Below are 25,107 nucleotides of genomic sequence, written 5' to 3'. Positions count from 1 at the left end.
CGACAGCTTTGAAGAACAACAGTCAAAAACAAACGGCCACCTAGTGGCGGCCGCTTGGCATCCCTCTTGAGACGACCAGCTAACTGCTCCGGCCCCCTCGGGTACGGATCAATAGAGCCGTTCGAAACGCTTTTGCTCACGCTGAACTTTCTTAGCGTGGCGTTTTACGGCAGCTGCCGCTTTGCGTTTACGCTCAGCAGTCGGCTTCTCATAGTGCTCGCGGCGGCGTACTTCAGAAAGAACACCGGCTTTTTCGCAAGAACGCTTGAAGCGACGCAGGGCGACGTCAAACGGCTCGTTATCACGTACTTTTACAGAAGGCATTAAGCACTCACCTACCTTAAGGAGTCTTGAGTTCGGATAGTACGTACACTGCGATATTACATTTTAGAACACGGTGTACGACCCAGTTTTACAGCGCACAGTAGTTTAGTCGCCGTTGACCATCTTTGCAAATGCTTACGCTGATCCACGGCGATAATGCTAGACTAGCGCACTTCTGTTTTCACCTTTACATCTTTTGAATAGCCTTTGAGAGTCCCTTTTTATGCGAGTTCTGGGCATTGAAACATCCTGCGACGAAACGGGTGTCGCGCTTTACGACACCTCGTTAACCGGCGGCCAGGGGCTGCTTGCCGATGCGCTGTATAGCCAAATCGCCATGCATGCAGAATTTGGCGGCGTAGTGCCCGAACTCGCCTCTCGCGATCACACCCGCAAACTGCTGCCGCTGATCGAGCAAGTGCTCGGCGACGCCAAGCTAACGCGCCGCGACCTGGATGGCATCACTTACACCGCAGGCCCCGGCTTAGTCGGCGCATTAATGGTGGGTGCCAGTACCGCCCATGGCATGGCTCGGGCCTTGAACATCCCCGTGCTCGGCGTACACCATATGGAAGGCCATTTACTGGCACCGATGCTGGAAGACGAGCCACCCGAATTCCCTTTCGTGGCGCTGCTGGTCTCCGGCGGCCATACCCAGCTCGTCGAAGTTCAGGGGCTGGGTCGCTATCAACTGCTCGGCGAATCGGTGGATGACGCGGCTGGTGAAGCGTTTGATAAAGCTGCCAAGATGCTCGGACTGGCCTACCCAGGCGGCCCTCAGGTCGCCAAGCTGGCGGAACAGGGTGACCCCAAGCGCTTTCGCTTCCCGCGCCCCATGACCGACCGGCCAGGGCTAGACTTCAGTTTTTCGGGCCTAAAAACCCACACCATGACGGCCATTCGCCAGTTGGAAACAGCCGACGAATTCGACGCCCAGGCCCGCGCCGACGTTGCCCGCGCCTTTGAAGAGGCCGTTGTCGATACGCTGGTGATTAAGTGCCGTCGAGCGCTGGATCAAACCGGCTTGAAGCGCTTAGTGGTGGCGGGCGGAGTCAGCGCCAACCATCGCCTGCGCGAACGACTGCAGACTGAGTGCGAAAAACGCCAAGCCCGCGCCTACTACCCGCGCGGGCGATTCTGTACCGACAATGGCGCCATGATTGCCTATGTGGGTGCTCAACGCCTGGCAGCGGGAGAGTGCGACACTTCTGGCATGATGCAGGCGACGCCCCGCTGGCCTCTCGATCAGTTGATACCGCCTGTCTCACCCTAAGAACCACGAAACGGTGGCTCCTCACCGCGTCGCAGTCGGCGAATATTAAGCCCGTGACGTGCCAGCACCAGCAGGCTGAATCCACCCACCACCATGACGTACTCCGGTGCCAGCCAGCCGCAGGCCAGCGGCGCCACGAGAGCACTCACTAGCGACGCCAGCGCAGCTGTTTTTAATCGCCACGCTAGCAGCGCCCATATCGATGCACTCAGTAACGCCACCTGAGGCACTAATACCAACAACACACCAAAGGCACTGGCGACCGCTTTACCGCCACGAAAGCCATGCCACAGTGGAAAGCTGTGGCCTAGCAATACTGCCAATCCCACAAGCCCCTGCAGCCAGACCGGATAGCCCATCAGCTTGGCACCCAAAACAGCAGGCATGGCTTTTAAGGCGTCTAACAGCAGGGTGGCTGCCGCTAAGCGGGGGCCATATAGGCGCAGTACGTTGGAAAAGCCGGGATTAAATGAACCGTGTTGACGGGGGTCGCCCACACCCGCCAGGCGGCAAACGCTCAGCGCTGCCAGCCAACTGCCACTTAAATAACCCACCACTATCCATACCATGGCGCCATGCTCGCTTTGTGGCCCGATATACTGTCGTTTAGCCCCATCCTAACGTACAATCGCCCGCTTGTTACCGTAGGGGGAAGCTGGATGGATCGCATTTTGATTGAAGCGTTAAGCGTCGACACCGTGATTGGTGTCTACGACTGGGAGCGCTCGATTCAACAGTCGCTAAGCTTAGACTTGGTGTTGGCGACCGACATTCGCTCGGCGGCAGCCACTGACGATCTGCGCCTTACCCTGGATTACGCTGCTATCTGCCAGCGCATTCAGCAGTTTGCCGATGCCCATCAGTTCGCCCTGGTAGAGACCTTTGCCGAACGGCTCGCTGAGTGCCTGCGTACGGAATTCCCTATCACTTGGCTGCGCTTGACGGTACGTAAACCGGGCGCGGTTGCCAACGCCGTTAGCGTCGGCCTGGAAATCACCCGCGGCAACCTGCCGGAGGCAACCCAGGAGATCAGCGCATGAACCTGGTGACCGTCAGCTTAGGCAGCAATATTCACCCTACTCGGCATATTCGCTGCTGCCTGGATGCGCTTGCTGATACCTTCGGCCCCCTGCAGATCTCCCGTGTGTTTGAAAGCGAGCCGGTCGGTTTCGCCGACAGCCGCAATTTCTACAACCTGGTGGTGGCGTTTCACAGTGCTTGGACACCCGGCGAACTTCAGGCATGGGGGAAGCAACTGGAAATAGAGCATGGCCGCCTGCCTGGTCTTGCCAAATTTAGTCCCCGCGCTCTGGATATCGACTTGCTCACGGTGGGCAGCCTTTGCGGCACGGTTGACGAAATCGCCTTACCGCGTAGCGAAATTACCCATAATGCGTTCGTGCTACAGCCGCTTGCTGAGCTGCTCCCCAATCAGTGCCACCCCCGCTGCGGCACGTCCTATGCCGCGCTATGGAGCGCCTTCGAGCTAGGCAGCCAGCGCCTTTGGGCGGTGGATTTCAGCTGGCGCGGCCGCTGGATCTCCCAAGCGGATGAACAGCCCCTGCTGGCGGCGGCACGCCGGTAAATTACTTGGTTAGCGCCGCCTCCACGGCCTGCCCGCGGCGCGCTCGCAAGGCCTCGCCCAGCGCTGCACCTTGATATCCCTCAGCTATCAGTGCCTGGGGGCTTACCTCCCGAGCAGCCTGCCAGGCGTTTTCGAGCGGGCCAACCTGCTCAGGCGCCAACACTTTGACTAACGCCAGCTGTCCCTCGACCTGCTCAGGCTTACGCCAACCATCCAAACGTTCCAGCCAACGTAGCACGCTGGGGCCCTCTAATGCGTCGGAAGGCAGCGCATGGTTTTTTAGCGAATGGTTTATTAAAGAATAGGTAAGCGCGGTATGGCGAGCCAATTGGGCAACGGCATTGGGCAGTTTGAGTCGTTCCGACAAGGCATCGCGCTGCTCAGCGCTTAGCGGCGATACCAACTGCGCATGGCGCCAATGAGCCAATGGGAACATATCGCTATCAGGTACCTCAGCCATCGCTGCCAAGCCCTTCACTAACGCTTCGCCCGCCAATTCTGGCCACCAGACGTTGAGCGCGTCGCAACGTTCAAGGGTGGTGAAATAGACCTCTGGGCTTGGCTCACCCAGCGCTTTTTCCGTTTCGACCCACACCCGCTCGGCGGCCAGGTGCTCAAGTTCGCCGCTGTGGCTCACCTTACGCATTAGTGCCTGGGTTTCAGGGGCAATGGTGAAGCCCAGTGACGCATAGCGGGCCAGAAAACGTGCGGTACGCAGCACTCGCAGCGGGTCTTCGCTAAACGCCGCGGAGATATGCCGCAACACGCGCCGTTCGATATCGCCTTGACCATTAAACGGATCGGTTAATTCGCCCTCAGTACTCTGGGCAATGGCATTAATGGTTAAATCACGCCGCAATAGATCCTCTTCCAGGCTGACATCGGGGCTGGCATGCACTTCAAACCCGCCATAGCCGTGGCCAGACTTGCGTTCGGTGCGGGCCAGGGCGTATTCCTCAGCGGTTTCGGGATGCAGAAAAACTGGAAAGTCGCGCCCCACGGGCTTAAATCCGCGCTTGCGCATGGCATCTGGCGTAGTGCCCACCACGACCCAGTCATTGTCATATACCGGCCAGCCGAGTAACTCATCGCGCACGGCGCCGCCTACCCGATACACGTTCAAGCCTGCTAAGCGGGGATCACTGTTTGTTTCTTTCACTGTCGTTTTTCCTGCTGAAGGCTAGCTACACTGGTTCGCTCGCCGCTGTCCAGATTGAGCGCGGTTAGACGTCCGCCCCACACGCAGCCCGTATCCAACGCCTCAACGGGTACCCGCGCCTGGGGGGTATTCCCCTCCAGCGCCGCCCAGTGGCCGAAGAGTAGGCGGGTGTCATCGTCACGCGGGTATTGAAACCAGGGCAGAAAGCCCTCTGGGGCACTGTCCAATCCCTCTTTGGCCGCAAAGTCCAAACGGCCCTGGGCATCAATAAAGCGCATCCGAGTCAGCACATTGACAGTCAGGCGCAGCCGATCCATGCCGTCTAAATCATCGTGCCAGCTATCCGGCTGGTTACCAAACAGTTGGGTTAAAAACTCACCGGATGCCTCACTGCCTAGCGCCATCTGCACTTCGCGCCCTAAAGATTCGGTCTGGGCTACGCTCCATTGGGGAAGCAGCCCCGCGTGGGTCATTAACGTACTGTTTTCAAACACGCTAAGCGGTTGGCTCTGCAGCCAATCCAGCAGCGCTTCGCGATCAGGCGCGCCAAGAATATCGCTCAAGGTATCGTTTTTTTTCAGCTTGCCGCCCCCGCGCGCTACGACCAGCAAATGAAAATCGTGGTTGCCCAATACGCTGCGTGCCGAGCTACCCAGTGCGCGCACTTCTCGCAGACACTCCAATGAACCAGGCCCACGATTAATCAAATCGCCCACCAGCCATAGCGTATCCCGCGCGGGGTTGAAGCTAAGCTTTTCAAGAAGGGCTACAAATTCGGCGTGACAGCCGTGCAGATCGCCGATCGCATAGGTGCTCATGCACGAGGCCTTTTTAATAAAATGAGTAGGCTAAATACTACCACTTCACCGACATCCTATGCCTGTCGCTGGTGGCTTATGTTGATGATTAGCACTGGTGAAAAGTACAAACCTGGATCACTATAAAAAGTACGCTTTGGCGCTCTTGAGCTTCTCGCTAGCTTAACCACTCAATCGAGTAGCCACCTCGCAACAACTGTTAAGGAAAACGGTACGCTTATGACAATGGATTACTCTCGACGCGGGCTATTGCGAGCGGCAACGCTGGCAGGTCTTGGCGCGCTTATACTCCCCGGCACAACGCTTCTTCCAGCCGCACGAGCCACCACTCCCAAGCTTGACCCACCGCCCGCTGCGGTGACGGTTAATGGTTGGCTCCTGCGCAGCAGTGACCGCTGATGTATATCGCTTTTGAGGACATTAGCGAACACAGCCATGCAGTGGATGTCTGCATTATCGGCGCGGGTGCGGCGGGCATTTCCATGGCCGTTACCCTGGCGGAGCGGGGCCACCGCGTACTGCTCTGCGAAGGTGGCGATGCGGACTACAGCGAACGCTCCCAGGAGTGCTACCGGGGCGAAGTCGTCGGCGACCCTTATATTCCCCTTTATGGCGCTCGCCTGCGCTATTTGGGCGGGTCGACCAACCACTGGGGTGGCATCTGCCGACCACTCGATCGCTATGACTTTACCGCCAAAAGTGCTGCCAGTGAGACGGCCTGGCCTATTGGCCGGGATGCGTTATCGCCCTACTACCGCGCCGCGGCCAGCGTGCTCGACTTGGCGCCTACGCCTGCTGATCAGCCGATCACGGATTCTGGGCTCAAGCGCATCTATTTCTCACTGGGCCACCCGACGCGTCTGAAGGAGAAATATGCCACCACGCTAAGCGAATCGAACACGTTGGAGTGCTGCCTAACGGCCAACTTGGTGGCGCTGGAAAGCCAGAATGGCAAAGTCACCGGCGCTATCTTCAAAAACTACCAAGGCGATTACCGAAAGGTTCAGGCGCGCTACTTTGTGCTGGCCTGTGGCGGCATCGAAAACTCGCGCTTGCTGCTGTGGTGCAACCAACAGTTAAATGGCCAGCTTATACCTCAAGCCGACACCCTAGGGCATTACTGGATGGAGCACCCCCACGCCACGGTGGGTCAGGCGCTAATTTTTGAGCCAGCGGCACTGGGGCTGGACGAGGATTACAACGTGTTCCTCTCCCCCACCGCTCAATCCATCAGCTCACGCCAAATACTGAATTGTGGGCTGCGCTTGCACCGCATGAACGCTGAAGCCACCCAGGAACTGATTGACGAGCTCGCGGATCAGGCCCCCACGCTGGCGGGACGACTGCGTGTCTGGCAGGCCCAGGGACGGGTGATACACGGCGCGGTACTCAGAGCCGCCTGGGAGCAAGAGCCGCGCTTTGACAATCGCATAGAGTTAAGCGAAGAGCTGGATGATCTGGACGTACCCCGCAGCCGATTGGTGTGGCAGCAGTCCGAGCTGGATCGCCATACGATCCGCGAGAGCATGCTGCTATTAGGGGAGTATCTGCGCGACCACGAGGTGGGAAGGCTGCAAATGGCTGACTGGCTGGCCGATACGCCGGTACAACTGCCTACCGAGGGCGAGTTGGCTGGCCGTCACCATATGGGCGGCACGCGTATGAGTCTTAATGCCGAGGAAGGCATTGTTAACCCCGACTGCCGACTGTTTGCCCAGGATAACTTCTATGTGGCGGGTTCCAGCGTTTTTGCCAGCGCCGGGCACGCCAACCCGACGTTAACGCTAGTACAGCTGGCCCTGCGGCTTTGCGATCACCTGGAGAGCAGGCTAACCCAAACTGTCTAATGGAGCTGAAGCGGTACGGCTAACCTAAAAGGAGTAATGGCTACCTCAAAAACACGCTGAGTAGAGGTATCCAACAGCGTATAGGCACCCTCCATCACCCCCACCGGGGTTTGCAGAATGGCGCGACTGGTGTAACGAAAACTCTGGCCGGGGCCAATTAGCGGCTGTTGGCCGACGACGCCTTTGCCGCGGACTTCCTGGCAGTCGCCGCTGCCCTGGGTGATTTTCCAGTAGCGCGCCATCAGCTGAACGCTATGGGGGCTCTGATTGTGGACAGTCACGGTGTAGCTAAACACATAGCGCGACTCTCCATCGTTAGACTCATCAGCGCGATAGCTAGGGACGACGCTCACTTTGATTGCTAGGCCACTCACGTTTGGCTGCCCCGCTCACCGCTTGCCTGCTCATCGGCGGCGACACGGTTGGCAATCGCCACGTACTCCGCCACGGTCAACGTTTGCGGACGGCGGATGGGGTCAATGCCCAGATCTTCCAGGGTGTCGGCACTCACCCGCCCTTTGAAGTTATTGCGCAGCGTTTTGCGCCGCTGACCAAAGGCGAGCTTCACCAGCTCAAACAGCATCGCTGGGTCATCCGCCGTATGGGGCAGCGTTTCATGGGGGGTTAAGCGCACAATGGCGGAGTCGACTTTGGGTCGTGGCACAAAGGCTTCCGGTGGCACGATAAACAGCTGTTCGACCTGGCAGTAGTACTGAGCCATAACCGACAGACGCCCCCAATCAGCACCGCCGGGTTCTGCGGCTAAGCGTTCAACCACCTCTTTTTGCAGCATAAAGTGCATATCTTGTATGGCACTTCCTGCAGCCAGCAGATGTATTATCAGTGGTGTGGAGATGTTGTAGGGTAGGTTGCCTACCACGCGTAGCGCGGGCCCATCGCCTTTCAGCGCAGCAAAATCGAACTTCAGTGCGTCGCCTTCATGAATCACAAAATCGGGATAGTTGAAAAACTGTACCCGCAAACCGGGAATCAGATCACGGTCGAGTTCGATCACCTCCAAGTGCCCCGCGGCTTCCAGCAACGGCTCGGTCAGCGCCCCCTGGCCTGGGCCAATTTCGACGAGGCGATCCGTCGAGCGCGGGCCAACGGCGCGAACGATCCGCGAGATAATGCCAAGGTCGCGTAAAAAATTCTGACCAAAGCGTTTACGAGCGCGGTGTTGGGGCACAGTAGACATCAAACGGTGTTCCTTGGGGTGCGGATTCAATCGGGAGTATGTAGTAGCCAGCACTGTTGCAACTGGTCGTTTGCACGAATCGGTGCCAGAGCAGGTTATATCTCAGCAGACAACCGCCTTGCAGCTAGACGGCGCGCAAGGGCGATAGCGACGTTTAGGCTGCCGGGATCTGCCACGCCTCTGCCTGCCAGATCCAGCGCGGTGCCATGGTCGACCGAAGTGCGTACCAATGGCAAGCCCAGAGTAATGTTAGCGGCTTGACCAAAGCCTGCGTATTTTAACACCGCTAAACCCTGGTCGTGGTACATAGCCAGCACCGCATCGACACCAGCCAAATGTCTGGGGGTAAACAGCGTGTCGGCGGGCAAGGGGCCAAGTATATCCATTCCCTCAGCGCGCAGTGCATCAAGGGCGGGAATAATAACATCCAGCTCCTCGCGCCCCAGGTGACCATCTTCACCGGCGTGGGGATTCAAGCCACATACCGCAATACGTGGCTGGGCAATCCCAAACTGGCGCTGTAAATCAGCCGCAAGCAGTCGGCTAATACGGGTTACCCGCTCAAAGGTGATGGCGTCGGCAACATTGCGCAGCGGCAAATGGGTGGTCACCAGCGCCACACGCAGATCGCCGCCACCCTGCCAGCTTGGTGACGCAGCATGCAGCGCCGTATCGGTGGCGAGCATCATTACCACCTCATCGACGCCGCAGGCATCGCGCAACCACTCAGTGTGGCCGGTAAAGGCTGGGTGACCACCTTCGATGATGACGCCTTTATGAAGTGGCGCCGTAACCATAGCGGCCGCCTGACCTTTTTGGCAGGCATCCACCGCCAGCGCCAAGGTAGCCAGCACATAGTCAGCGTTGGCCGGATTGAGAACGCCCGGCGTGGCCGGTTCGTTCAGCGCAACCGGCCAGACCGGCAAACCATGGGTGCCACTTGGGTACTCGCCAGGCGAACATTCAATCACCGTGACACTTAATCCCAGCGCTGCTGCACGCTGGCGCAGCATATCCGGGTCGCCAATCGCTACTGTACCCGCGGGGAGGATGCCCTGGGCCGCTAGCATCAGCATTAGCTCGGGGCCAATGCCCGCTGGCTCGCCGGTGGTCACTACTACCGGCAGCTCGCTATCGGAAGATAAAGTGCCCGCTACCATTCCCACTACCATTAGAGTCGAATATCAACAAAGGCCTGGGAGCGAATCTCTTGTTGCCATGTCTCTAACTCTTCGTTCGCGCGACGCTGGAAGATCGCCTGGCGCACCTGCTCACGCTGGCTCTCTTGGGTAACGTTTTGACGACGGCGCTCTTCCACCTCAATCACGTGGTAGCCAAACTGAGAGCGAACCGGCTGAGATATCTGGTTAACATCCAGGTCGCGCATCGCCTCTTCAAAGGCGGGTACGGTTTGCCCTGGGCGAACCCAGCCCAGCTCGCCGCCGTTGAGGGCAGTGCCACTGTCGTCGCTCATCTCACGCGCCACCGAAGCAAAATCCTCGCCTTGTGAAAGGCGCTGACGTACCTCTTCCGCTCGCGCGCGGGCCTGGTTTTCATCGCGATTAGGGGTCAGTGCAATCAGCACGTGGCGGGCACGGGTCTCTTCAATAAAGTTCTGCTCGCCGGACTGGCCGGGCTGCTGGTTTAGAAAGCGCTCAACGTCGCGATCGCTGACCGATACGCGGTTGCTAATTTGGCGCTGCTGCACCTGACGCATCAGCATTTCGCGGCGAATATCTTCGCGCACGCTGGCCAGCGTCATACCATCAGCTTCCACGGCATCGGCAAACTGATCAAGCGTCATGCCATTGGATTCGGCAATCGAGCGCACCTGCCCATTGAGCTCGGTATCATCGACGCTCAAGTTGGCATCTTTCGCCATCTGCAGTTGAATCTCTTCCATCACCATGCGCTCAAGCACCTGGCGCTCCAACTGGGAGCGCGGAGGGAGATTACCACCCTGGGCCTGCGCCTGCTGCTCGATTTGCGTCATGCGATCATCTAATTCGCTGCGCATAATCACATCGTTATTGACCACGGCCACGACGCTGTCCAGCACTTGGCGCTGGGTGGACTGGAAGTTCTGCGCCTGAAGGGCTAGCGGGGCCAATGCAAGGCCTGCGCCTACACACAAAGCGAGCAGGCTACCAGCGGATAGCTGTTTCATACGGCCTAGCAGGGGCTTTCTCATTTTCATAACAAACGTCTCTTTCATTAGCCATTCTATGGAAGTCATTTACAGGGCAGTCGGACGATAGCCAGGAATGGTCTGTTCAAAATAGCTATCCGCATCCTGGCCAACGCCGCCTAAGCCACGGAATACGAAGCGTAAAAATAGCCCGCGATCATTAAAGTCATCATTAATGGGTGCGGTGTCATTGTCATCTACCCATTCGCGCCACACCAACTGCAGACCGTAACAGCAGTTGTTCCACTGCACGCCTGCCAATTGCTCCAGTGAGCGTTCATTGGTTTGATCGTGCAGGTAGCGGCCAATCAAATCAATGTTGGTGCTGGCTTTCCAGGCAAATGAGAGATCCCACTCTTCGCGGTCATAGTCGCGAAAGCCGTTATCGCCCGGCAATACGCCTGGATCGAACCCTTCGATCTCCCAACGGTAGCCAAGGTTCACTACGTGCCCTTCGGGATGCCGGTAACTAACATCAACACTTGATCGTTCGGTGCGTTCCCGGTGGTCATCGTAGAGCCATTCTGCTCCGCTGCTCCAGCGATCATTAATCTGCCAGTCAAGGCGGGTGACCAAAGGCGAACGATCCCGCGTAGCCTGATAGCGGCTTTCCGGATTGACGCTTGGGTTGTCTTCCGGCCGATCCGGCAGCGTATCGGCGTCGCCCTCGCTATCGATACGGCGGTCATCAAAGTAAACGCTCTGACCTACCCCGAACGAGAGCCGGTCACGACCGGAGGCATCTTCCAATAAGCGTGACTGCACGCCGTAAGAAAGCCGGTTGAGATCGCCAACGCGGTCAGTGCCGGAAAAGCGCTGGGCTGACCAAAGCTGATCCCAGGAGAAAGCGCGTTCGCGACTGTCAAAGTCAGGCAGTTCGCTCTGATCGGTGCGCGGCACATAAGCGTAGTTAAGACGTGGCTCCAGGGTTTGGCGGTAGTCCCGCCCCCCCAGGGCGAGTTCACGCTCAAAGACGAGCCCACTGTCGATGGAGGTCAGCGCAACACTGCGGCTGGGTGAGTCGCTACGCTGTGTGTCGCGCTCGCCGTAATCCAGCTCGTAAGCAGTGTTCCACAGCTCGGTACGCGGCTCCAGATAGCCCCAAGGGCGCTCGAAACGCCAGCCAACCGCAGGCATTAGGTGCAAACGGCTACCGGTGGCCGCTTCGCGCTCCGGCACGCGACGCTCATCCACGTCGCGCCAAAAATAGGTCGCGTTTGATCGCCACTGGGTATACAGCCCGTTGTCGAACTGCCAGTTAGCATTAGCGCTCAGACTCGGCAGTTGATAAAAGGGTTTATCGCTATCGCTAAGCGGGTCTTCCAAGCGCTGGAAACCCTGGGCGCGGGCATCCAACTGCCAACGCTGGCCGCGGTAATCGACCTGGGCCAAACGCTCCATACTGGCGCGCTCGCTCTCGCCAAACTCACCGCCGAAGTCATCGAAATAGCGCCCGTCACTGGCGGCCCCGTAGCGCAGCCGATAATTACTGCGCTCATTTACCCGCCCCGCATGGCGGGCATCCACATACCAGCGATCATCACCCTCAAAGCGATTTTCTCCGCCGCCAGAGCCACCGTTATCACTGTTTAAATAGCCGCCTTCAACGATGCCCGAGCTCTCCTCAAACAGGTAGCGGTACTCACCGTTCATCAACAGCCCGCGGTCACTCATCCAGCGCGGCGTGATCGTCGCATCGTGGTTTGCGGCAATATTCCAATAAAACGGCTGGGCGTAGTCAAAACCGTCCGTTGAAAAGCCAATCGACGGAGACAGCAAGCCTGTATGGCGGCGATCGTCGATGGGAAAGCGCAGCCATGGCCAGTAAAATACCGGCACATCTTTCACTTCCAGGCGCGCATGACGCGCTGTGCCAAAGCCTTCGGCTTGGTTCAAGCGAATATCGCTGCTGACCAGTTGCCAGCTATTGGCGCCTGGGTCACAGGTGGTGAAGCTTGCGTCTTGCAGGCGGTACTCGCCCTCCCCGGTCTGCTCTAGCTGACTAGCCTGACCGCGCAGATGCTGCTCGTAGAGCACATAGTGGCTGTCACCCAGGGTGGCCCGATCTTCGTTTAGCCGGAGCATCGCCTGTTCGCCACGCACCAAAGCGCGCCCATCGCGGATGGCGATATTACCTTCTGCGTCGACCTGCTGACGGTCAGCGGGTAAAAAGATACGCTCCGCTTCCACTTCTTCATTGCCGCGGCGCAGTACCACATCGCCGCGTAGCAATGCTTCGCCATCGGCAGCGTAATCGACTTCCCGGGCCTCCAACGAGACGGTTTCCGGGTTATCTTCCGCTGGCAAGCGGTAGCTGGGCATTACATAGCGGCCCCGGCACAGTTGGTTAGCCGCTTCCTCTTCCCCCCAGGGTTGCCAATCCAACGCTTCAGCGGACATGGTTTGACCCTGAGCCACCGCTGTAAACGAGGCGCCAGCAAGCAAACTGCCCATCAGCGTATGCGCAACCGGCAACGTGCGCGAAAATCGCTTGCCCATGTTCGTTATCCTTGGCATCCAGAATCGGTATTATACAGCCCGCATGATGCCCGACCAGCAAGGAGCTTGCATGTCCTCATATCGGATTAACGCCCTCACCATGTGGGCCGCCCAACAAAACGGTCTCTCTGAGACCGATATTTCGCTTTCATCCGCCGTGGGCGATGCGAGTTTTCGGCGCTATTTTCGCCTAACACTACCCGACGGCACCACCCAGGTGGTCATGGATGCCCCGCCTGAGCAAGAGGACTCCCAGCCGTTTGTAACCATTGCCAAGCGCTGGCGAAGCGCCGGACTGCCGGTACCCAAGGTGCACGCCACCAACCTGGCGGACGGCTTTCTGCTGCTTGAAGACTTGGGTAACACCCCCCTACAGTGTTTGTTTAGCGACGACGCTAGCATACAGGCTTACCATCAGCAGGCTCTCACGCTGATCGCCGAGCTGCAAAATCGCGCAGGCCCTGACTCGCTGCCCGTGTATGATACGGCGTTGTTGGGCCGCGAACTCGACCTGTTTCCCGAGTGGTGTCTCAGCGCTTGGTTAACGCTGCCATCGCCAGAGAGCTGGCACGTTGTTCGTGAGCAGCTTATCCAGCATGCCTTAGCGCAGCCGGTAGTGACTGTGCACCGTGATTTTGATGCCATGAACCTGATGCTGCACGATCAGCGTCTGTTTATGATCGACTTTCAGGACGCCGTGGCTGGCCCGCTCAGCTACGATGTGATCTCGCTGTTACGGGGGCGATACTGCCGCTTTAGCAATGAGCAGTTCGCTGGCTTTGTCGAGGCTTTTTATCACCAGGCCCGCCATGATGGTCGACTGCCCAGCAGTGTCGATTTTGCCACTTTTCTGCTCCAGTGCCACGCGATGGCTGCCCAGCGCTCACTAAAAGTGCTGGGGATTTTCTGCCGCTTAACCCTGCGCGATCAAAAAAGTGGCTATCTCGAGCGCTTACCCCACTTTCTGGATCATCTGGAAGATAGCTTTTCGTTTCTGACCGAGCAGGCTGAGTTCGCTGAGTGGCTCCAACTCACCTTAAGACCTGCCATTATGAAACGACTAGCGGAAATACCGTCATGAAAGCGATGATTTTAGCCGCAGGCCTAGGCAAGCGAATGCGTCCGCTCACCGACCACTGCCCCAAGCCGCTGCTGCCCGTGGCGGGCAAGCCGCTAATCGTGCACCACCTGGCGCGTCTTCGCCAGGCAGGTATTCATGAGGTCGTCATCAATGTCAGCTACCGTGCAGAGCAGATTATCGCAGCGCTCGGCGATGGTGACGCCTATGGACTGCACATTCACTGGAGTCGCGAAACCGAACCGTTGGAAACCGGAGGCGGTATTCAGCAAGCGCTGCCGATGCTTGGCGAGGCGCCGTTTCTGTTGATTAACGGCGATGTTTGGTGCGCAGCGCTCCCCACCCAGCACGCGCTGCAAGGCAATGATCTGGCTCACCTGATGCTGGTGGAAAACCCTTCTCATCACGCCAGTGGGGATTTTGGACTAGCAGGAGGGCGCGTGAATCAAACCAGCACTGAGCGTTTGACCTACTCAGGTATCAGCGTGATTCACCCAGGGCTGCTCGCCGGACAACCCCAGGGCACCTTTGCCTTGGCGCCACTGCTGAGAACTGCTATCGATAACAACCGGGTAAGCGGCGAGCACTATAAAGGGCATTGGGTCGACGTTGGAACCCCTGAACGACTGGCGGCGCTGGAACGCCAGCTACAGAGCGAAAGGGGTTAGCCTATGCATCCGCACCACTTACGTGAGGCAATCGCCAACACTCCACGGGTAGCGGTCTACGGCACGCTCAAGCAAGGTTTCAACAATGCCCACTGGCTAAACGGAGCCACTCTGCTCGGGAGCGACGTTACCAAAGCGCTCACGCTTTACGATATTGGCCCCTACCCCGGTGCCAAATGGCAGCGGTCAAAAGGGGTGACGATTGAAGTCTATCAGATCAGTATTGACCATCTGGCCCAGCTAGACTGGTTAGAGGACTACCGCATCGATGCGCCGTCAGAGGGTGAGTATGACCGCCAGCAGATAACCACCTGTTTTGGTCTCGCCTGGGTGTATCTTTACAATCCGAGTGTGACAGGTAAAACAGCTATTTATGAGAGTGGCTGGCGCATGCCGAACATTAGCAATGTTCAACAGCGGCGCTGAGAAGAGGCGCGCAGGCCAAGAAATGTTATGCTGCGCGACTTACCTTTCGTCGCCTAGATGAGGAGAGCAACGTGAAAGCACGGGTAAAATGGACAGAAGGCCGCCAATTCGTGGCGGAATCCGGTAGCGGGCACAGCGTTGTGATCGACGGCCCGCCCGACCACGGTGGTCGCAACACAGGGCCTCGCCCAATGGAAATGCTGCTAATGGGCATGGGCAGCTGCACCGCTTTTGATATCTTGAATATTCTTGATAAAGCGCGTGCCAATGTGACCGACTGCGTTGCTGAGCTAGACGCCGAACGCGCCGATGAAGTGCCCGCCGTTTTTACCAAGATCCACGTCCATTTCGTGGTGACCGGTCGCGCGCTGAAAGAGAAGCAGGTGGCCCGCGCGGTTGAGCTCTCCGCTGAAAAATACTGCAGTGCCTCGATCATGCTCGTTAACGGCGGCGTTGAGATCACCCATTCCTTTGAGATTATGGAGGAGGCTCGGACGTGACAGACAATCTCCGACTCCACGGGTTTAACAACCTGACCAGCTCGCTGAGCTTCAACATTTACGATATCTGTTATGCCAAAACCGAAGAGCAGACGGCGGCTTACATCGACTATATCGATGAGCTGTATAACGCCGAACGTTTGACGCAGATTCTTAAAGACGTCACCAATATCATCGGCGCCCATGTGCTCAATATCGCCCGCCAGGACTACGAGCCCCACGGCGCGAGCGTGACGATTTTGATTGCCGAACATGAGCTTGATGAGGCGGCGCCTGAGCAAATTGAGCCAGGTCCCGGCCCGCTACCGGAGACGGTGGTTGGCCACCTGGATAAAAGCCACGTGACGGTGCACAGCTACCCCGAGTCGCACCCCGACAACGGTATTAGCACCTTCCGCCTGGATATTGATGTCTCCACCTGTGGTCATATCAGCCCATTAAAAGCGCTGAACTACCTGATCCACAGCTTCGACTCCGATATCGTCACCATGGATTACCGGGTGCGTGGCTTTACTCGCGATGTGGATGGCAAAAAACTGTTTATCGATCACGGTATTACTTCCATTCAAGACTACCTCGCTGAAGACACCAAGAATGCGTATCAGATGATGGACGTCAACGTGTATCAGGAGAATATGTTCCACACCAAGATGCTGCTCAAAGACTTCGAACTGGATAACTACCTGTTCGGCACGTCGCGTCGCGATATTACCTTTGAAGAAGCCCGGGATATCGAGGGCCGTTTGCGTAAAGAGATGCTGGAAATTTTCTACTCCCGCAATCTGGATTAAGCCCCCAAACGGGTCTCAACGCAGCACCGAAACACCAAAAAGCCAGCGAACGCTGGCTTTTTTTTCATATCAACTAAATATACTGGCTTATCCTGTCATTGCGAGGAGCCTGCGACGAAGCAATCTCTACCCGCGGTGGCACTCAAGTCGAGATCGCCGCGCTTCGCTCGCGATGACAGGAAGGGCATTAGGAGCCTGGCTTATCTGTCATTGCGAGGAGCCTGCGACGAAGCAATCTCTACCTACGGTGGGCACTCAAGCCGAGATCGCCGCGCTTCGCTCGCGATGACAGGAAGGGCTATCGCCGTTTAATAAACGCTTGGCTCGCCTTCAGGGCGAGTCTTAAAACGTCGGTGTAGCCAGAGGTACTGCTCGGGATGCTTGCGAATGGCCAGTTCAATAAACTGGTTGATTCGTGTGGCATCGGCAACTTCATCGCCGCTGGGAAAACCTTCCAGGGCAGGCAGGCTTTCAATGGTATAGGTGGCGTTATCCGGGTTGCGGTGAAACATCATCGGCACCACTGACGCGCCGGTCATACGCGCAAGCTTGGCCGTTAAGCGAATAGTCGCGGCCTGCTGACCAAATAGCGGCGCAAATACGCTCACATCGCGGCCAAAATCCTGATCCGGTGAGTACCACACCATACGTCCATCCTTGAGCTGACGCACCGCGCCACGCAAGTCATAACGGTCGAGGGCAACACCAAAATTGCGCCCGCGGGCGCGGGTCATAAAACGCTCAAACAGCGGGTTATTATGCGGTCGATAGACCGCATCGGCAGAGAAAAACAGCGCGTGCAGGGCACCCCCTAAATCGAGGGAAGAGAAGTGAACCCCCACAATGATCACGCCTTTACCCCGGGCCTCGGCGCGGGCCATATGCTCTTCGCCGATGTAAGCGACCCGGTGGCGTAGGCTTTCGCCATCGCGACACCAGCCGGTTGCGGTTTCAATCAGACCAATGCCATTGGCAATAAAGGTATCTTTAACGAGCTGATACTGTTGCTGGGGACTCTTTTCGGGAAAACAGAGCGCTATATTGGTTTCGGTAATATGGCGCCGCCGTTTGGCAAAGCGCCAGGCGAGCAGTCCAAGCCCTTTGCCAATGGCCATTTTTAATCGCCAAGGCAACCAGGCAGCGATATACATGGCACCAATAGCCAGCCATGTGGGCCAGTAACGCGGGTGGGCGAATGAGCGCGGGTAACGTGATTTCGACATGCAAACAACCGTTTAAGCAGAACGCCCATGATAACGCCGCGGCGCCCGAGGCAGTACCCCTGTTAGCAGCGTATAGCTGATGGTATCGCAGTAGCGGGCCACTTCATCCACCGACAGCACCTCGCCGTTGCTGGCCCTGCCCCACAATACAACGTCGCTGCCAATCGCGGCGTCGGGTACGTCCGTCACATCAACGGTCAACATATCCATGGAGACTTTTCCGGCAATCGCACAGCGCTGGCCGTTGACCAGTACCGGCGTGCCATCGCGGGCATGACGGTCATAGCCATCACCGTAGCCGCAGGCGACCACGGCAATGCGTGAACGCCGCGGTGCGCGCCAGCGCCCGCTATAGCCAACGGGCTCGCCCTCTTCCAGCTCCCTCAGGGCAATTATTTCCGAGCGTAGGGTCATCACCGGCTGCAGTTGCTGAGTGATTTCGTTGGCAACTTCCAAGGGGTCGCTGCCGTAGAGCATCACACCTGGCCGGTTCCAGTCACCATGGGCCACCGGCCACGCCAGGGTAGCCGGTGAGTTGGCCAGGCACAGCGGCGCTTCTAGCTCGCTAGCAAGACCTTGCAGCCGGGTCATTTGCTGGTTGAAATAGCGGTTATCGCGGGAATCGGCGCTGGCAAAATGACTCATAAGGTGGAGCGAGGCCACGCTTGGCGCGGCACTTAGCTGACGCCAGATAGCGGCGGCCTCGTCGATGGCAAAGCCCAGGCGGTGCATGCCGGAGTCAACTTTCAACCAGACAGGAATTGGCTTTTTAGGTGAAGCGGCTAACAAAGCATCAACCTGCCATTGGCTGTGTACCGCAATCCAGAAGCCGTGGGAATCCACCAGCTCCAGCTCGTCGGCGCTGAAGATACCTTCCAACAGGATGATGGGTTGGGTAATGCCGCCCTGGCGCAGGGTAAGCGCCTCTTCGATACAGGCAACGGCAAACGCGGGAGCCTGGCCTTCCAGCGCCTGAGCGCAGGCCAGCGCGCCATGCCCATACCCATCGGCTTTGATAACTGCCACTGAGCGGCTTTGCGGCGCGCAGCGGCACGCCAATTGATAGTTGTGACGCAGCGCGTCCAGATCAATATCGGCCACAAGGGGGCGCATGTGCTTTCTCACTTACCTGATTTAGCAATAAAAGTTTATTAATAAAACTGCCAGCAATAAAAAGCCGAGTAAGCGCTCACTGGCGCTCGCCCGGCTTAGAGAGATAACGCGATTTACGTTCGCCTAAGCTTCACTCAGGTTTCAAACAGCGCCTCTAAAGAAAGGCCCTGTTTTTCCAATGCACGGCGTAGTTTCTTGAGTGCTTCGACCTGAATCTGGCGAACTCGCTCGCGGGTTAAACCGATTTCGGCGCCCACCTCTTCCAAGGTGGCCGATTCGTGACCGCGCAAACCAAAACGGCGCACCACCACTTCGCGCTGTTTTTCGCTCAGCTCATCCAACCAAAGATCCACATGCTCTTTAACGTCGCCATCCACTAGCCGCGCCTCAGGCCCCTGCACTTCATCGTCAGCCAATGTATCGATCAGCGGTTTATCACTTTCACCACCCATGGGGTAATCGACAGATGATACGCGCTCATTAAGACCGAGCATCTTTTTGACCACATCGACCGGTTTATCAAGGTGATCAGCGATCTCTTCGGCGGTGGCTTCATGGTCAAACTTTTGAGTCAATTCACGCGCCGCACGCAGGTAAATATTGAGCTCTTTGACCACGTGAATGGGCAAGCGGATCGTCCGCGTCTGGTTCATCAGCGCCCGCTCAATGGTTTGACGAATCCACCAGGTGGCGTAGGTCGAGAAACGAAAGCCCCGTTCGGGGTCAAACTTCTCTACCGCGCGAATCAAACCTAAATTGCCCTCTTCGATCAAATCCAGCAACGTCAAGCCACGGTTTAGGTAGCGGCGGGCAATTTTCACTACCAGCCGCAGGTTGGATTCAATCATTCGTGAGCGACCCAAGGGGTCGCCTTTACGCGCTAAGCGGCCGTAGTAAACTTCCTCTTCTGGCGTTAACAGTGGCGAAAAGCCGATTTCGTTGAGGTAGATTTGCGTCGCATCCAAGCTTTGGGTCGATTGACGATCCTCACGCCCTAGCGCTTTCTCAAAGGCATCTTCTTCTATCGTGACATCGTCATCGGTATCATCAAGTGCCTCCTCAGCAGCGTCCAGGTCAACCTCCTGTAGATCTTTCTCCAACATACTCATGGCCTTACCCCTCGTTTGTCGCCTACCCGCCATTTAGAAAGTCAAAGGGTGCGTTCTAAGACGCACACCATATTGTTATGTGACGATTGTTATATGACGCTCGAATGCTGCGATTCGGGCAACGTCCAAGTTATGCGCTGACTGCTCACTCTCCCGGTGAGTGCATTAGCGAGAAGGCAGGAAGTCCATGGGATCTTGCGGCTGCCCATCACGGCGAACTTCAAAGTGTAATCTGACGTTTTCAGCATCGCTATCCCCCATTGTGGCAATCACCTCACCAGCCTCTACTACGTCATTTTCACTGACCCGTAAGCTGTCGTTATGAGCATACGCGCTCAGGAACTGATCGTTGTGCTTGAGAAGGATGAGGTTGCCGTACCCCCTGACGCCACTGCCCGCATAAACCACAATGCCGGGGCCTGCTGCTTTAACAGGTTGCCCCTTTTCACCAGCGATATCAATCCCGGCGGTGATGCTATCACCCTGACCAAATGCCCCGACCACATTACCATCGGCAGGCCACTGCCAGTCGATGTTTTCGGCGGGCGTATAGGTACGCGATGAACGGTCTACGCTGGCACTTTGTGTGGCAGACGCTGCTTCAGGCTGTGGTTCGGGCTCAGATTCGGCCTCAGATTCGGGCTGCGGTGCCGGCGCTTGCTGTGGCTCAGCTTGTTCGGGTTCTGATGATGGCTGTGGTTCAGGTTGCTCGGCGGGCTCAGGCTCAGCCGCCGCGACGACTTCAGGCTGAGGTGTTGAGGACGATTCATCAGCCTCTTGCTCTGCTGCATTGCGTTCAGCGGTAAGGCGCTGGTTGCGTTGAATCGCGGATTCATCGGGCAGTAGCCAATCCAACTCCTGGTCGTCGCTGGCCACTGAGGCCGTCTGTGGGCTCAGCCCGGTCGCCACTGCGCCACTTGAGGTATTCGTCGTGGGCTGGTTACTGGCCGTTGATGCCAACCCAGCGCCTTCACGCAGGGCAATCGTTTGCCCTGGCCGAATTTGGTAGGGCGGATCAATGTTATTGATTGCCGCGAGCTGGCGATAATCCAAATTGTGCTGCCAAGCAATGCCATACAAAGTATCACCCGCTTTCACCGTGTACTGGGGCGAGTTTTCCACCGCCTGGCGTGCTTGGCTCAAATCGCGCACCTGGGGGCTTCCGCCTTGCTGGCTGGCACAGCCAGCAATGGCTAATGCCAGCGCCGACATCATGAGTACTTTAGGTATATGACCTTTACGCATTCAAACCTACTCCTTTTCAGCGCCAAGCTGGGTATCGATTGGCCGACGATCTGCATGTCGGTTGAGTAACACGACAATGAGGGCACCCACGGCCATTAGCGCAACAACACCGGTCACTTGTGCCGAAGCGCCGGTCAATACGGCATAGTCAGCGGGCAATAAATAGCGGTACTCCAGAGGAATCATTTGCCCTTCTGGCCCGATTTGGTAGCGTAACAGCTCGCGCCATGGCCAGAGAACCGGCAGCGAACCGGCAATAAACCCCAATAGCAGTTGCATCGTTGGGGTATGGTGACGCCGTAACAGCCAGGACAGAAGTCGTGAAAACAGCGCTAAGCCGACTATGCAGCCCATGCCAAACAGCACGATAATGCCCAGATCCAAACTGCGAATTGCACCCATAATGGTGCCGTAGAGGCCCATAGTCAGCAATAGAAAGCTACCTGACACGCCCGGTAACAGCATGGCGCTAATCGCGATGCAGCCTGCCACCATGACTACCAGCGCTTCATTACCAATTAATAACACAAGCGGCATCATGCCCGGTAACGCCTGGGCGAGCACTAGCCCCACCAGTAGCGGCAATAGATACCAAAGCTTCCAGCCGCTACTCGCCTGTCCGACCACCAGAGCAGAGGCTGCCACCAGGCCAAAAAAGAAGCCATCCAGCAGCAGCGGGTGCGCTTCCATCAACCAGAGCGCTAAATGCGCTACGCTAAACAGGCTAACCGCGACCCCCGCCAATAGCGGCACCAGAAAGGTGAGATTCAAATGGTTGCTAAGAGCCCGCCAGCCACCGCGGTGCCAAGCGCCGATGGCACCGGGGCCAAACTGTTTGATCGTATTGATCAGCTCTTCATAGATACCGCTAATAAATGCAATCGTTCCTCCCGACACGCCAGGCACTGCGTCGGCGGCGCCCATCCCTGCGCCTCGTAAAAATATTCCCAAGGGTTGCCGCTTCAATCCACTACTCCTTGCAGTAAGGGTACAAAACGCACGGGCTCAAGCCGACGTTTTTCAAAGGCACTGCCAATGCGCTTTACCTGAGTAAGCCACTGGTTGCCATCGGGCTCTTCCAACGGAGCAATCAGCACCCCGTCGTGGCTCAATTGCTCTAGTAGCGGTGTGGGTAGCGTCTGTGCGCAGGCGGTTAGCAAAATAACGTCAAACGGCGCAACGTCTGGCCAACCATAGCCGCCGTCCGCCACCGCCAGTCTGGCAGGTGCTGCTAGCCGTCTTAACCGCTCCGCCGCACGCTCGTGTAGCGCACTGATGCGCTCAATGGAGTAGAGCTCTTCGACCAAGCGCGACAGTATTAACGTCTGATAGCCAGACCCTGTCCCCAGTTCCAATACCCTGCGCGGCTCGGCGCGCAACACAAGCTCCGTCATGCGCGCCACGATGAACGGCTGCGACAGCGTTTGGCTAAAGCCAATCGGTAGCGCGGTATCTTCGTAAGCGCGATGGGCCAGCGCTTCATCAACAAATAGATGACGCGGCTCTCTGGCCATGACTTCCAGCACCCGGGCATCGCTGATGCCCTGCTGCATGAGGCGCTCGACCATGCGGTCACGAGTACGCTGGGAGGTCATGCCGCGACCGCGCAGCTCTCCTGGAGAGATATCAGGCAAAAACATCCAACCATTCCTGCACATCGTTAAGCGCGGGGTGCCGCGTTAGGTCTGTTTGTAAGGGAGTAATCGACACATAGCCCGCCTCGACGGCAGCAAAATCGGTATCATCACCGTCATCGGCATTGGCCGCTACCGGCGCAATCCAGTAGCGCGTACGCCCCCGCGGGTCTTTTACCGCTAACGGTTTCTCGGCTGGCCCACGATAGCCTAAGCGAGTCACTTTTACGCCTTTAACCTCCTCCCAGAGCACATCGGGCACATTGACATTCAGCAGCGTTCTCGGCGGCAGAGAGAGCTGATCAGCAGCACCAATCAAGGTGGCAGCGACCCTGGCAGCGGTGGCGAAATGACGCTCGCCACACAGCGACATGGCAATCGCCGTCATACCTAAATTACGCCCCTCCATCGCCGCCGCGACAGTGCCTGAATAGAGCACGTCATCGCCCAGATTACTGCCGTGATTGATGCCGGAGATGACTAAATCGGGTTTTTCATCCCATACGCCGTGAACGCCCAAATAAACGCAGTCCGCGGGAGTACCATCGACGCTATAAAAGCCGTTATCCAGAGGCGTCAACGAGAGAGGCCGTGACAGAGTAAGCGAGTTGCTAGCACCACTGCGGTCTCGATCAGGCGCCACTACGCGAATATTGGCATGGGCCAACAGCGCATCGTGCAGCGCACGCAGTCCGGGCGCGTACACACCATCATCATTGGAAAGCAGCAGTCGCCGCATAGTGGGTCTCCCTGTTCTTAACCACAAAAGTTATAAGCACAAGAGTCGTAAGCCAAGAGTGATAGCCACAAGAGACGTGAGCGCAAAAGCATATGCACGAAACGCGGCCGCTCATATCCCTCTCTTTTACTAACTTTTCTGTATGCTAATCTCAAATCTAATAGCTAAATCAGTTCGCTAACATCAGCTCACCCAGCACAGCGGTGGCAAAGCTGCCCCGCGGCAGCGAAAACGAAAGCCGGACAGCACCTGACTCCCAAGCATACTGGGGTTCCAGCAGCCGCATACGAAGTGCACGGCGTGCCTGCTTTACTCCGCTGCGTTGTAAGCCACTGCATAGCCCAGGGTAGTGCTCCAGCAAACGGGCTTCATAGCCAGCGGCGTCGCCCTGGTCAGCTTCACCAACGCCCCAAAGCACCCCAGTGGGATGCACATCCAGTTCAGCGGCGCGGGCCTGAAACGTCGGATCAGAAGCGTCGATACGAAACACACTTTGGGTGCCGTCCAGCATCAACGTGTCTCCCGCCAGCGGCTGCGACCAGGTGCCATCCGCAATGCGCGCGCTGAGCAGTTCGTTAAACAAAAAACTGCGCGCAGTGGAGAGCATCATACCCTGGCGATCGTCGCGTTTTCGCCAACCTCGGTTAAGTAATGCTTCGGCACGCTGAAGATTACGTCCTTCGGGCCCAAAGCGCTGGGGGCCAAAATAGTTAGGCACGCCATGCTGACAAAGGGCTTCCCAGCGGCTGACAAAATCTTCGCTTTCAATGGCCTCACCGCTAAGGCGCAATACAAAACGGTTAGTGCGGTGAACGCCACGCTTCAGCTTACGTGGGTGGCGCGCCTGCTCAACGACAATGATCCCCAGCGCATTAAGCGACTGCTCAAGCTCCGTGGGCGCGTCGCGGCCGGGCAGATGCACGCTCAGCCACTGGCGCGTGACGGCAATGCGGTCTTTCATGCCAGAGTAACCGATATCACGGGGCGTTACGCCGCAAAGCCGACTTAATGTATTGACGACATCTAACGTGGTTTGATTGCGCTTTTCAACTCGCAGCCACAAATGTTCCCCGTGTGCTTCAGGGGTGAAATCCAGCTGCTCATCGACCCAAAAATCTTCCGGCTGGGCACGATACTGGCCCGGTTTGGGAGAACCAAATTGAGCATCGAGACAACGCTGCCACTCAGGCATATTAATCATTAAGCGCCTCAGCACGGTTAAGCAGCACCACCGCCTCCGCGGCGATACCTTCACCGCGCCCGGTGAAACCTAATCGTTCGGTGGTGGTGGCTTTAACGTTGACTTGACCAAGCGCGACGCCTAGATCGGCAGCAATGACTTCTCGCATTGCCTCGATATGCGGTGCCATTTTAGGTGCTTGAGCCATTAGCGTGGCGTCGATATTGACCACCCCATAGCCCTGACCTTGAATCAGCGTGACTACATGACGCAGCAGCTCGCGGCTATTAGCCCCCGCCCACGCCGGGTCAGTATCGGGGAAGTGGCGGCCAATATCGCCCAGCGCACAGGCGCCCAACAGTGCATCACTAATCGCGTGAAGCAGTACATCGCCGTCGGAGTGGGCTACGAAACCGTGTTCAAACGGCAGCTTAACGCCGCCGATCATCAAATGATCGCCGGGGCCGAAGCGGTGTACATCGAATCCGTGGCCGATACGCATTATAAGCT

Annotated in this window: 28 protein-coding genes; 10 read left to right on the top strand and 18 right to left on the bottom strand. The window is 57.4% G+C overall.

Translation table 11 applies throughout. The features are described from left to right. Nucleotides 1–108 precede the first annotated feature (108 nt). Nucleotides 109–324 (bottom strand): 30S ribosomal protein S21, encoded by a 216-nt coding sequence (rpsU, locus tag AC4EYZ_RS18615; protein WP_008956349.1) that lies wholly within the window; start codon nucleotides 322–324, stop codon nucleotides 109–111. Between the two features lie 223 nt (nucleotides 325–547). On the opposite strand from rpsU, the gene tsaD reads away from it, so the two are divergent. Continuing rightward, on the top strand, nucleotides 548–1,597 hold the full coding sequence (tsaD, locus tag AC4EYZ_RS18610) for a tRNA (adenosine(37)-N6)-threonylcarbamoyltransferase complex transferase subunit TsaD (protein WP_022522380.1): 1,050 nt from the start codon (nucleotides 548–550) through the stop codon (nucleotides 1,595–1,597). Here tsaD and plsY read toward each other — a convergent pair. Further along, entirely contained in the window at nucleotides 1,594–2,166 is a 573-nt protein-coding gene (plsY, locus tag AC4EYZ_RS18605) for a glycerol-3-phosphate 1-O-acyltransferase PlsY (RefSeq protein ID WP_022522379.1), read from the bottom strand. The genes tsaD and plsY overlap by 4 nt on opposite strands. 90 nt (nucleotides 2,167–2,256) lie before the next feature. Between plsY and folB the strand changes: the two genes are divergently transcribed. After that, complete coding sequence (gene folB / locus AC4EYZ_RS18600) at nucleotides 2,257–2,637, top strand: dihydroneopterin aldolase (protein WP_041158827.1); 381 nt, start codon at nucleotides 2,257–2,259, stop codon at nucleotides 2,635–2,637. Beyond that, nucleotides 2,634–3,182, top strand: a complete 549-nt coding sequence (gene folK, locus AC4EYZ_RS18595) for a 2-amino-4-hydroxy-6-hydroxymethyldihydropteridine diphosphokinase (RefSeq protein ID WP_009287322.1) — start codon at nucleotides 2,634–2,636, stop codon at nucleotides 3,180–3,182. The genes folB and folK overlap by 4 nt, the downstream gene beginning before the upstream one ends. A 1-nt stretch (nucleotide 3,183) precedes the next feature. Here the strand turns inward: folK and AC4EYZ_RS18590 are convergent, their stop codons facing one another. Both AC4EYZ_RS18590 and AC4EYZ_RS18585 read right to left on the bottom strand, forming a co-directional pair. Further along, on the bottom strand, nucleotides 3,184–4,341 hold the full coding sequence (locus AC4EYZ_RS18590) for a tRNA nucleotidyltransferase/poly(A) polymerase-related protein (RefSeq protein WP_052475663.1): 1,158 nt from the start codon (nucleotides 4,339–4,341) through the stop codon (nucleotides 3,184–3,186). Then, nucleotides 4,338–5,159: a symmetrical bis(5'-nucleosyl)-tetraphosphatase gene (locus tag AC4EYZ_RS18585; protein WP_159177238.1), complete on the bottom strand. Its 822-nt coding sequence runs from the start codon at nucleotides 5,157–5,159 to the stop codon at nucleotides 4,338–4,340. The genes AC4EYZ_RS18590 and AC4EYZ_RS18585 overlap by 4 nt, the downstream gene beginning before the upstream one ends. Nucleotides 5,160–5,378: 219 nt before the next feature. On the opposite strand from AC4EYZ_RS18585, the gene AC4EYZ_RS18580 reads away from it, so the two are divergent. Next, nucleotides 5,379–5,558 (top strand): hypothetical protein, encoded by a 180-nt coding sequence (locus AC4EYZ_RS18580; protein ID WP_081742558.1) that lies wholly within the window; start codon nucleotides 5,379–5,381, stop codon nucleotides 5,556–5,558. Next, nucleotides 5,558–7,006, top strand: coding sequence for an FAD-dependent oxidoreductase (locus AC4EYZ_RS18575; RefSeq protein WP_027958022.1), 1,449 nt, complete (start codon nucleotides 5,558–5,560; stop codon nucleotides 7,004–7,006). Before AC4EYZ_RS18580 ends, AC4EYZ_RS18575 begins: the two co-directional genes overlap by 1 nt. On the opposite strand, the gene apaG is transcribed toward AC4EYZ_RS18575, so the two are convergent. The 5 genes from apaG to AC4EYZ_RS18550 form a co-directional block, all read right to left on the bottom strand. Then, complete coding sequence (gene apaG / locus AC4EYZ_RS18570) at nucleotides 7,003–7,380, bottom strand: Co2+/Mg2+ efflux protein ApaG (protein WP_022522372.1); 378 nt, start codon at nucleotides 7,378–7,380, stop codon at nucleotides 7,003–7,005. The genes AC4EYZ_RS18575 and apaG overlap by 4 nt on opposite strands. Then, on the bottom strand, nucleotides 7,377–8,204 hold the full coding sequence (gene rsmA, locus AC4EYZ_RS18565) for a 16S rRNA (adenine(1518)-N(6)/adenine(1519)-N(6))-dimethyltransferase RsmA (protein ID WP_027958023.1): 828 nt from the start codon (nucleotides 8,202–8,204) through the stop codon (nucleotides 7,377–7,379). Before rsmA ends, apaG begins: the two co-directional genes overlap by 4 nt. A gap of 95 nt (nucleotides 8,205–8,299) precedes the next feature. Beyond that, entirely contained in the window at nucleotides 8,300–9,364 is a 1,065-nt protein-coding gene (gene pdxA, locus AC4EYZ_RS18560; protein WP_278371486.1) for a 4-hydroxythreonine-4-phosphate dehydrogenase PdxA, read from the bottom strand. An 11-nt stretch (nucleotides 9,365–9,375) separates the two neighbouring features. Beyond that, nucleotides 9,376–10,401 (bottom strand): peptidylprolyl isomerase, encoded by a 1,026-nt coding sequence (locus tag AC4EYZ_RS18555; RefSeq protein ID WP_027958025.1) that lies wholly within the window; start codon nucleotides 10,399–10,401, stop codon nucleotides 9,376–9,378. Between the two features lie 39 nt (nucleotides 10,402–10,440). Then, complete coding sequence (locus AC4EYZ_RS18550) at nucleotides 10,441–12,891, bottom strand: LPS-assembly protein LptD (RefSeq protein ID WP_278371487.1); 2,451 nt, start codon at nucleotides 12,889–12,891, stop codon at nucleotides 10,441–10,443. A 70-nt stretch (nucleotides 12,892–12,961) separates the two neighbouring features. Here AC4EYZ_RS18550 and AC4EYZ_RS18545 point away from each other — a divergent pair, with 70 nt between their 5' ends. The 5 genes from AC4EYZ_RS18545 to speD all read left to right on the top strand — a co-directional run bounded on the left by AC4EYZ_RS18545 (nucleotide 12,962) and on the right by speD (nucleotide 16,354). Next, nucleotides 12,962–13,972, top strand: coding sequence for an aminoglycoside phosphotransferase family protein (locus AC4EYZ_RS18545; protein WP_022522367.1), 1,011 nt, complete (start codon nucleotides 12,962–12,964; stop codon nucleotides 13,970–13,972). Then, nucleotides 13,969–14,637: an N-acetylmuramate alpha-1-phosphate uridylyltransferase MurU gene (murU, locus tag AC4EYZ_RS18540; RefSeq protein WP_039859362.1), complete on the top strand. Its 669-nt coding sequence runs from the start codon at nucleotides 13,969–13,971 to the stop codon at nucleotides 14,635–14,637. Before AC4EYZ_RS18545 ends, murU begins: the two co-directional genes overlap by 4 nt. Before the next feature lie 3 nt (nucleotides 14,638–14,640). Beyond that, nucleotides 14,641–15,063, top strand: coding sequence for a gamma-glutamylcyclotransferase family protein (locus AC4EYZ_RS18535; protein ID WP_027958028.1), 423 nt, complete (start codon nucleotides 14,641–14,643; stop codon nucleotides 15,061–15,063). Nucleotides 15,064–15,134: 71 nt separating this feature from the next. Beyond that, entirely contained in the window at nucleotides 15,135–15,563 is a 429-nt protein-coding gene (locus AC4EYZ_RS18530) for an OsmC family protein (protein ID WP_022522364.1), read from the top strand. After that, entirely contained in the window at nucleotides 15,560–16,354 is a 795-nt protein-coding gene (gene speD, locus AC4EYZ_RS18525) for an adenosylmethionine decarboxylase (RefSeq protein ID WP_022522363.1), read from the top strand. Before AC4EYZ_RS18530 ends, speD begins: the two co-directional genes overlap by 4 nt. 308 nt (nucleotides 16,355–16,662) lie before the next feature. Here the strand turns inward: speD and lpxL are convergent, their stop codons facing one another. The 9 genes from lpxL to ispF form a co-directional block, all read right to left on the bottom strand. Next, a complete protein-coding gene (gene lpxL, locus AC4EYZ_RS18520) occupies nucleotides 16,663–17,577 on the bottom strand; it encodes an LpxL/LpxP family Kdo(2)-lipid IV(A) lauroyl/palmitoleoyl acyltransferase (RefSeq protein ID WP_009287327.1) in 915 nt (304 codons plus the stop codon). A 12-nt stretch (nucleotides 17,578–17,589) separates the two neighbouring features. Further along, nucleotides 17,590–18,690, bottom strand: a complete 1,101-nt coding sequence (gene alr, locus AC4EYZ_RS18515) for an alanine racemase (RefSeq protein WP_022522361.1) — start codon at nucleotides 18,688–18,690, stop codon at nucleotides 17,590–17,592. A 134-nt stretch (nucleotides 18,691–18,824) separates the two neighbouring features. Next, entirely contained in the window at nucleotides 18,825–19,799 is a 975-nt protein-coding gene (rpoS, locus tag AC4EYZ_RS18510) for an RNA polymerase sigma factor RpoS (protein WP_022522360.1), read from the bottom strand. Between the two features lie 165 nt (nucleotides 19,800–19,964). Then, nucleotides 19,965–21,044: a peptidoglycan DD-metalloendopeptidase family protein gene (locus tag AC4EYZ_RS18505; protein ID WP_083868793.1), complete on the bottom strand. Its 1,080-nt coding sequence runs from the start codon at nucleotides 21,042–21,044 to the stop codon at nucleotides 19,965–19,967. A gap of 6 nt (nucleotides 21,045–21,050) precedes the next feature. Continuing rightward, entirely contained in the window at nucleotides 21,051–22,010 is a 960-nt protein-coding gene (locus AC4EYZ_RS18500; RefSeq protein WP_474191810.1) for a DUF368 domain-containing protein, read from the bottom strand. After that, nucleotides 22,007–22,684, bottom strand: coding sequence for a protein-L-isoaspartate(D-aspartate) O-methyltransferase (locus tag AC4EYZ_RS18495; RefSeq protein ID WP_022522357.1), 678 nt, complete (start codon nucleotides 22,682–22,684; stop codon nucleotides 22,007–22,009). The genes AC4EYZ_RS18500 and AC4EYZ_RS18495 overlap by 4 nt, the downstream gene beginning before the upstream one ends. After that, nucleotides 22,671–23,417, bottom strand: a complete 747-nt coding sequence (gene surE / locus AC4EYZ_RS18490; RefSeq protein WP_474191812.1) for a 5'/3'-nucleotidase SurE — start codon at nucleotides 23,415–23,417, stop codon at nucleotides 22,671–22,673. The genes AC4EYZ_RS18495 and surE overlap by 14 nt, the downstream gene beginning before the upstream one ends. 169 nt (nucleotides 23,418–23,586) lie before the next feature. Continuing rightward, nucleotides 23,587–24,618 carry a tRNA pseudouridine(13) synthase TruD gene (gene truD, locus AC4EYZ_RS18485; RefSeq protein WP_474191813.1) on the bottom strand — a complete coding sequence of 344 codons (1,032 nt, stop codon included), beginning with the start codon at nucleotides 24,616–24,618 and terminating at the stop codon, nucleotides 23,587–23,589. After that, nucleotides 24,611–25,099 (bottom strand): 2-C-methyl-D-erythritol 2,4-cyclodiphosphate synthase, encoded by a 489-nt coding sequence (ispF, locus tag AC4EYZ_RS18480; protein WP_161463107.1) that lies wholly within the window; start codon nucleotides 25,097–25,099, stop codon nucleotides 24,611–24,613. Before ispF ends, truD begins: the two co-directional genes overlap by 8 nt. Between the last annotated feature and the right edge of the window lie 8 nt (nucleotides 25,100–25,107).

Source organism: Vreelandella sp. 162(4c) (assembly GCF_058152265.1).
Note: the sequence above shows the minus strand (reverse complement) of the source record. Positions and strands in the feature narration are given on the sequence as shown.

Bases quoted from the DNA above. Each gene is read 5' to 3' on its own strand.
- rpoS (WP_022522360.1), bottom strand. From the start codon at position 19,799: ATGAGTATGTTGGAGAAAGATCTACAGGAGGTTGACCTGGACGCTGCT.
- ispF (WP_161463107.1), bottom strand. From the start codon at position 25,099: ATGCGTATCGGCCACGGATTCGATGTACACCGCTTCGGCCCCGGCGAT.
- plsY (WP_022522379.1), bottom strand. From the start codon at position 2,166: ATGGTATGGATAGTGGTGGGTTATTTAAGTGGCAGTTGGCTGGCAGCG.
- folB (WP_041158827.1), top strand. From the start codon at position 2,257: ATGGATCGCATTTTGATTGAAGCGTTAAGCGTCGACACCGTGATTGGT.
- pdxA (WP_278371486.1), bottom strand. From the start codon at position 9,364: ATGGTAGCGGGCACTTTATCTTCCGATAGCGAGCTGCCGGTAGTAGTG.
- murU (WP_039859362.1), top strand. From the start codon at position 13,969: ATGAAAGCGATGATTTTAGCCGCAGGCCTAGGCAAGCGAATGCGTCCG.
- AC4EYZ_RS18505 (WP_083868793.1), bottom strand. From the start codon at position 21,044: ATGCGTAAAGGTCATATACCTAAAGTACTCATGATGTCGGCGCTGGCA.
- surE (WP_474191812.1), bottom strand. From the start codon at position 23,417: ATGCGGCGACTGCTGCTTTCCAATGATGATGGTGTGTACGCGCCCGGA.
- rpsU (WP_008956349.1), bottom strand. From the start codon at position 324: ATGCCTTCTGTAAAAGTACGTGATAACGAGCCGTTTGACGTCGCCCTG.
- AC4EYZ_RS18555 (WP_027958025.1), bottom strand. From the start codon at position 10,401: ATGAAAATGAGAAAGCCCCTGCTAGGCCGTATGAAACAGCTATCCGCT.
- AC4EYZ_RS18495 (WP_022522357.1), bottom strand. From the start codon at position 22,684: ATGTTTTTGCCTGATATCTCTCCAGGAGAGCTGCGCGGTCGCGGCATG.
- AC4EYZ_RS18580 (WP_081742558.1), top strand. From the start codon at position 5,379: ATGACAATGGATTACTCTCGACGCGGGCTATTGCGAGCGGCAACGCTG.
- lpxL (WP_009287327.1), bottom strand. From the start codon at position 17,577: ATGTCGAAATCACGTTACCCGCGCTCATTCGCCCACCCGCGTTACTGG.
- AC4EYZ_RS18535 (WP_027958028.1), top strand. From the start codon at position 14,641: ATGCATCCGCACCACTTACGTGAGGCAATCGCCAACACTCCACGGGTA.
- tsaD (WP_022522380.1), top strand. From the start codon at position 548: ATGCGAGTTCTGGGCATTGAAACATCCTGCGACGAAACGGGTGTCGCG.
- rsmA (WP_027958023.1), bottom strand. From the start codon at position 8,204: ATGTCTACTGTGCCCCAACACCGCGCTCGTAAACGCTTTGGTCAGAAT.
- folK (WP_009287322.1), top strand. From the start codon at position 2,634: ATGAACCTGGTGACCGTCAGCTTAGGCAGCAATATTCACCCTACTCGG.
- truD (WP_474191813.1), bottom strand. From the start codon at position 24,618: ATGATTAATATGCCTGAGTGGCAGCGTTGTCTCGATGCTCAATTTGGT.
- AC4EYZ_RS18545 (WP_022522367.1), top strand. From the start codon at position 12,962: ATGTCCTCATATCGGATTAACGCCCTCACCATGTGGGCCGCCCAACAA.
- AC4EYZ_RS18575 (WP_027958022.1), top strand. From the start codon at position 5,558: ATGTATATCGCTTTTGAGGACATTAGCGAACACAGCCATGCAGTGGAT.
- alr (WP_022522361.1), bottom strand. From the start codon at position 18,690: ATGCGCCCCCTTGTGGCCGATATTGATCTGGACGCGCTGCGTCACAAC.
- AC4EYZ_RS18585 (WP_159177238.1), bottom strand. From the start codon at position 5,159: ATGAGCACCTATGCGATCGGCGATCTGCACGGCTGTCACGCCGAATTT.
- AC4EYZ_RS18550 (WP_278371487.1), bottom strand. From the start codon at position 12,891: ATGGGCAAGCGATTTTCGCGCACGTTGCCGGTTGCGCATACGCTGATG.